At 70.1% G+C, this 5,249-nt stretch carries 6 protein-coding genes; 4 read left to right on the forward strand and 2 right to left on the reverse strand.

What is annotated here, in order from left to right; all coding sequences use genetic code 11:
* Positions 1-106 precede the first annotated feature (106 nt).
* A complete protein-coding gene (locus tag ACFV4N_RS39380; protein ID WP_499677782.1) occupies positions 107-682 on the reverse strand; it encodes an SMI1/KNR4 family protein in 576 nt (191 codons plus the stop codon).
* A 209-nt stretch (positions 683-891) separates the two neighbouring features.
* Between ACFV4N_RS39380 and ACFV4N_RS39385 the strand changes: the two genes are divergently transcribed.
* Together ACFV4N_RS39385 and ACFV4N_RS39390 are read left to right on the forward strand one after the other, a co-directional pair.
* Positions 892-1,749 carry a helix-turn-helix domain-containing protein gene (locus tag ACFV4N_RS39385; protein ID WP_499677783.1) on the forward strand — a complete coding sequence of 286 codons (858 nt, stop codon included), beginning with the start codon at positions 892-894 and terminating at the stop codon, positions 1,747-1,749.
* Positions 1,750-1,795: 46 nt separating this feature from the next.
* The gene (locus ACFV4N_RS39390) at positions 1,796-1,963 is read left to right on the forward strand and encodes a DUF397 domain-containing protein (RefSeq protein ID WP_499677787.1); all 168 of its coding nucleotides are present in this window, start codon (positions 1,796-1,798) and stop codon (positions 1,961-1,963) included.
* Between the two features lie 62 nt (positions 1,964-2,025).
* Here ACFV4N_RS39390 and ACFV4N_RS39395 read toward each other — a convergent pair whose 3' ends face one another.
* Positions 2,026-3,609, reverse strand: a complete 1,584-nt coding sequence (locus ACFV4N_RS39395) for an alkaline phosphatase D family protein (RefSeq protein WP_499677784.1) — start codon at positions 3,607-3,609, stop codon at positions 2,026-2,028.
* Between the two features lie 23 nt (positions 3,610-3,632).
* Here ACFV4N_RS39395 and ACFV4N_RS39400 point away from each other — a divergent pair, with 23 nt between their 5' ends.
* Positions 3,633-4,343: a VOC family protein gene (locus ACFV4N_RS39400; protein WP_499677785.1), complete on the forward strand. Its 711-nt coding sequence runs from the start codon at positions 3,633-3,635 to the stop codon at positions 4,341-4,343.
* 370 nt (positions 4,344-4,713) lie between these two features.
* Entirely contained in the window at positions 4,714-5,106 is a 393-nt protein-coding gene (locus ACFV4N_RS39405) for a hypothetical protein (RefSeq protein ID WP_499677786.1), read from the forward strand.
* Positions 5,107-5,249: the final 143 nt, after the last annotated feature.

Raw genomic sequence — 5,249 nt, forward strand, 5'->3', positions numbered from 1 at the left:
GCCGGCTCTCCGGACCCCACCCGGCGGCGGGCGCACCCACCTCGACGGGCCGGCGTTCGCGCGGTGCCGCGCGGCCGGCTCCCGGATCAGCGGCGGTGCCCCCCGGTCACGTCCAGTGCCCGGCGCGCAGCGCCGCCGGGTCGATCGCCCCGACGCGGGGTTCGAGCGCGCCGCGGAACTCGTCCTCGTCGACGTCGTCGTCGAACTCCGCCGCAGCCTCCATGGTCACCGCCAGGATGCGCAGGAACTGCCGGAAGGTCGACGCGCAGAGGACGGGCTTGAGCGAATCGGAACCCGCCTCGGTGGTGAAGACGGGGCAGTCGCCCTCGGGGTCGAGCTCCCCGACGTCGAGGAAGTACGGGTTGCCGAACACCGTGCTCTGGCCGATGACGACCCACGACCTGCGCCACCCCTGGACGAGGGCGTTCCCGTGCTCGTCCGTCAACTGCGCCGAGGCCAGCTCGGACGAGGGGATCAGGCGAACGCGCTCGACCGGTGTCACCGTCTCGACGTCGAACGGGTCGGTGGACAGGAGGAAGGACCGGTAGCGCAGGGGCGCTCCCCAGGTCCCCTTGAGTCGTTCGACGGTTTCGGGCGACGCTTCGCCGAAGGTCGCCGGGATCGCCCGACGGCCGAACACGTCCTTGAACGCCACCACCGACTCGGCCAGCTCACTGTCCACCACGTGCTCCTCAGGTGTGTCGGCCGGGCACCGGTCCCCGCCGCCGCGATGGGTGTCGTTCTTACTCCTTTTTGTTGCGTTCGCGCAACGAGGAAGTGCGAAAAATGCGGAGAGTCGATCGGTTGCCCTCGGGTACAACTTTCCTTCCATGGGGTGGAATAGTCCGTTCTGGCTGGTAGTGGCCGGTGGGGCGGTTCTAGCTTGACCCCATGGATTCCCGTGTGTCGAATGCGCTCAGCCGTGAACTGGGTGACGCCCTCCGCCGGGCGCGCCACGAGTCCGAAGTGAGGTTCGGGGCTCTCGTCGAGGAATTGGGGTGGTCGGCCGGGAAGATATCCAAATTGGAGCGCGGGACGCGGGGAACCAGCGCGGTGGACATCGCCCGCTACGTCGGCCACCTCCGCACCGACCAGACCACCTACGACCACATCATGTCCCTGGCCGAGCAGCCGAGCACCGGCCACCTGGTCCGCGAGCACGAAACCGCGATGCCCGACGCCTTGCGCGCCTTGCTCCTCCACGAGCAGACCGCCAGGGCGATCTGGGCGTACGAGATCATCGTCATGCCCGGACTGCTCCAGACCGCGGATTACGCCCGTGGGCTCATGAGCACACCGCAGGGCGAGCGTTGCGTGGCCGAGCGGATGGCTCGGCAGAAGATCTTCGACAAGCCCTTGCCGCCCCGAGGTCGCTTCTTCATCCACGAGGCGGCCCTGATGCGGGTGGTGGGCGGTCCTCAGGTGATGTACGAGCAGATGTTGCAACTGCTGTTCCGGGGCGGGGTGCGGTTGGTGACCTTCGCCGCTTCACTGCCGGCGTCGCTGAACTGCGCCTTCAGCTTCATGAGCTTCACCGATCACCCGCCCGTCTCGTACGTCGACGGTGGGCCGCTGGCGCTGTTCTCGGACGAGTTCGAGACCACGGAACGGTTTCGTCGGTGCTGCAACGACCTCGACCGGGTAGCGCTGAGTGAGGAACAATCGCGGTTGGTGTTCGCCAAGTGGGCGGACCGTTACGACCGACTGCGGGAGGAACAGGGTGCACCCGGAGGCGATGCAGTGGCGTAAGAGCAGTTACAGCGGTGGTGAGAACACGAACTGCGTGGAAGTGGCGATGCGGTGGCGTAAGAGCAGCTACAGCGAGGGGGAGAACACGAACTGCGTGGAAGTCTCCTCCGAGCTGGCGGCCGTGGGCGTGCGGGACTCCAAGAACACCGCCCCACAGTTGGACTTCAGCGTTACCGCGTGGCGGTCCTTCCTCCAGGCCGCGCGGACCCGCTGACCGATCACTTGCCGCCCGGGGCACTTCCGGATCAGCCGGAAGTGCCCCCGGCGTTGCTCAGGTCACAGCGGGATCGAGGCGACCTCGTGCAGTCCGTCCTCCTTGGCCGTCTCCAGCCGGAAGCGGACCTCGCGGCCCTCGAACTCCAGCACCCCCACCGAGTTCCCGAAGTGCGGCCCGCTGAGCTTGCGCCACGCCACGGGGTCCGGCGAGATGCCGCGCCGGTCCGCCCACCACCGCAGGAACTTCGCGACCGGCCGCGACCACGACGCGCGGAACGCGGGCCGGAACACCCACGGCGGGTCGTTGTGCACCGGGGAGCACACCAGTTGGTAGATCTTGGCCTCCACGCGCGTGGCGAACGACGCCCGTGCCGCGTAGCTGTGGTGGACGTCCCCGGACAGCACGCACACCGTGCCCGGCGCGCGCTCGTCCTTCATGACCCGTTCGATCAGCCGCGCCAACCGCTCGTACGACGCCCGGAACGCGGGCCAGTGCTCCAGGTCCGCCACCTGCCGCACCTTCTCGCCGACCCAGCCGCGCCACCCGGGCAGCCCCGCCATCCGCTCGTTGAGCGACTGGAGGTGGCTCAGCGCGTGCGGCATCAGCCACGGCAGTGACGAGCCGATCAGCAGGTGGTCGAAGTCACCGACCGAGTTCTCCTCGATCCACCGGAACTCCTCGTGGCCGACCATCAGCCGCTCCGGTCCGGACAGGATGCGCCCGCTGCGCGTGTCGATCACCAGCAGCCGGATGCGGCCGAAGTCGCGCAGGTAGCTCCACCGCGTCGACTTGCCGCCGTCGACCTCCTGGTCCGCCTGCTCGGCGAAGTCCTCCAGCAGCGGCTGCACGTCGCCGCCCGCCGACCGGACCTTCTCGTACAGCGGGTCGCGCGCCAGCTCCGCCGGGCTCAGGTTGCCCAGGTGCTGGTACACCCAGTACGACGCGAGACCCGCCCGGATGCGCTCGGGCCACCACTGCTTTTGCGCCATCTGCTCGCGCCACGTCCGCGAGGTGTTCCAGTCGTCGCGGATGTCGTGGTCGTCGAAGATCATCGACGTCGGCACCACCGACATGAGCCAGCGGATCTCGGGGTCGGCCCAGGACTCGTGGTACAGCTCGGCGTACTCCCGGAACGACACGACCTCGCCGGCCGGCTCCGGCCGCCGTTCCGCCAACCACTGCGTGATCCGCTTCGTCGGCTCGTCGGCGTAGACCTGGTCGCCCAACAGGACCAGCGCCTCGGGCCACTCCGAGGGCGGCTCGTCCTTCATCCGCAGCGCGAAGGAGTCCAGCGCGTCCACGCCGAGCTTGTCGGGCTCGTGCGGGTCGCCGACCTCCTTGGCCGCCCGGCACGACCCGAACACGAGCCGGCGCACGGGGGTCGTGCGGATGAGCGACGGGGGGAACGCCGAGTCCGGCCGGGGCCACACCACCTCGCCGTCCAGCCGCACGTCGTAGGGCGTGGTCGTGCCGGGCTCCAGCCCTTCGACCACCACCAGGGCGAAGTGCTGCTCGCCCACCTGGAACGTCCGTGCGGTGTGCCCCGCGACGGTGACCTCGCACGACGCGTCCGTTTCGACCCACACCGTCGCCGATGTGGGGTCGACGTGCCTGAGCACAGGACCAAGGACCAGCTCCGCCATGGCGCAGACGTTACCTTCGAGGCATGGCAACGAGGTTGTACGACGTGGTCGTGGACGCCGCCGACCCCGCCGCGCAGGCCCGCTTCTGGTCGGCTTTGCTGGGTACGGCGTTCAACGACGGGCGCGCGGACGAGACCGAGGTCACCCTGGTCGACGGCCTGGACCTGACGTTCGTGGCGGTGGCCGACCCGAAGACCGGGAAGAACCGCCTGCACCTCGACCTGGCCTCGAACTCGGCCGCGCACCAGGCGGAGCTGGTGGCCCGCGCGCAGGAGCTGGGCGCGCGGCGGATCGACATCGGGCAGGGCGACGTGCCGTGGGTGGTGCTGGCGGACCCGGAGGGCAACGAGTTCTGCGTGCTGGAGCAGCGGGACGAGTACGCGCGCAACGGTCCCGTCGCGGCGGTCGTGGTGGACGCGGCGGACCCGGTCGCGCAGGCGGCGTTCTGGACGGCGGCGACCGGGCTGCCGGTGGCGCGCGAGCACGCCGACTACGCGTCGCTGTGGCAGGAGGCGGGGCCGGCGCTGGAGTTCGTCCGGGTCGGCGAGCCGAAGCGGACCAAGAACCGGCTGCACCTCGACGTGGCGCCACCCGCGGCCGGCGACCTGCCGACCGAGGTGGCCCGGCTGGAGGCGCGGGGCGCGGTGCGGGCGGACGTCGGGCAGCGCGGTGTGACGTGGGTGGTGCTGGCGGACCCGGAGGGCAACGAGTTCTGCGTGCTGACGCCGCGCTGAGCCGGGTCGGTCGACGTCGCCGGGCCTCCGCCCTCCGCCGGGGGCCCATTTCGCGGCACCGCTCCCGCGATATTTGCAGTCGCGCGACGTGTCACCCGATCGTGTCGGATTCCCCGACGGGGAATCGTTTACTTGATCTCGCGGCAGCGGTAGCTTGGCCCTGCGGGAGCACGCGGCCGGAATTGTGGCAGAACACCGGGGAGGGTGTCGCGTCGATCGCGGTGGGGGTGGCCGGTAATTGCAGTGGATTGGACTCGTGCTGCCCCTGGCTGAATGCGGGTAATTCTTTCTCGCGTTGTCGGCGCTTCCGGTTCGTCGGTTGTTCGTGCGATGTGAACGCGCATCGTCCGATTCGAATCGAGGGGGAAACATGCGCAGGGTCAAAATCCTGGTGGCGGCCGGGGCCGCGGCGCTCACGGTGTTCGGCGGGGTGTCGGCGGCCGCGCCGGCCACCGCGGAAGAGGCGGGTGACGTCGGGGCTCGGCACTACTCCTGCGGCAGTGCCAGGCCGCGGAACCTCGACACGCAGGGGTCCAACGGCGTGTGGCCGGAGGCGATCAGGGACATGGTCGTGCAGAGCGGTTCGGCGTACTCGTGCAGCGACGTCGGCGTCATCTTCCACCACGACAGGCTGGACTACTACTGCTACACCCTGGGGAACGACGGCCAGCGGTGGACCTACGTGTCCGCTTTCGACTGGGGCATCGCGGGCTGGGTGCCCGACAAGTTGCTGAAAGAACCCGGCAGCCTCGCGACCTGCTGATCGGTGGCGCCCGGCGGGCGCTCCCGCCGGGTCGCCGAGCGCCGGAGCAGCGGCCGATCCGCTGATCGACGAGCCGGGTGGGGGGGCGGCCCGGGGGTGCGGCCCAGCCCCCCCCCCCCCCCCAGCGGAGTGGAGACCACCCC

Source organism: Actinosynnema sp. NPDC059797 (assembly GCF_042732085.1).
Classification (GTDB): Bacteria; Actinomycetota; Actinomycetes; order Mycobacteriales; family Pseudonocardiaceae; genus Actinosynnema.

Excerpts from the sequence above, each read along its gene's own strand:
- ACFV4N_RS39385 (WP_499677783.1), top strand. The coding sequence starts at position 892 with ATGGATTCCCGTGTGTCGAATGCGCTCAGCCGTGAACTGGGTGACGCC.
- ACFV4N_RS39390 (WP_499677787.1), top strand. The coding sequence starts at position 1,796 with ATGCGGTGGCGTAAGAGCAGCTACAGCGAGGGGGAGAACACGAACTGC.
- ACFV4N_RS39395 (WP_499677784.1), bottom strand. The coding sequence starts at position 3,609 with ATGGCGGAGCTGGTCCTTGGTCCTGTGCTCAGGCACGTCGACCCCACA.
- ACFV4N_RS39400 (WP_499677785.1), top strand. The coding sequence starts at position 3,633 with ATGGCAACGAGGTTGTACGACGTGGTCGTGGACGCCGCCGACCCCGCC.
- ACFV4N_RS39405 (WP_499677786.1), top strand. The coding sequence starts at position 4,714 with ATGCGCAGGGTCAAAATCCTGGTGGCGGCCGGGGCCGCGGCGCTCACG.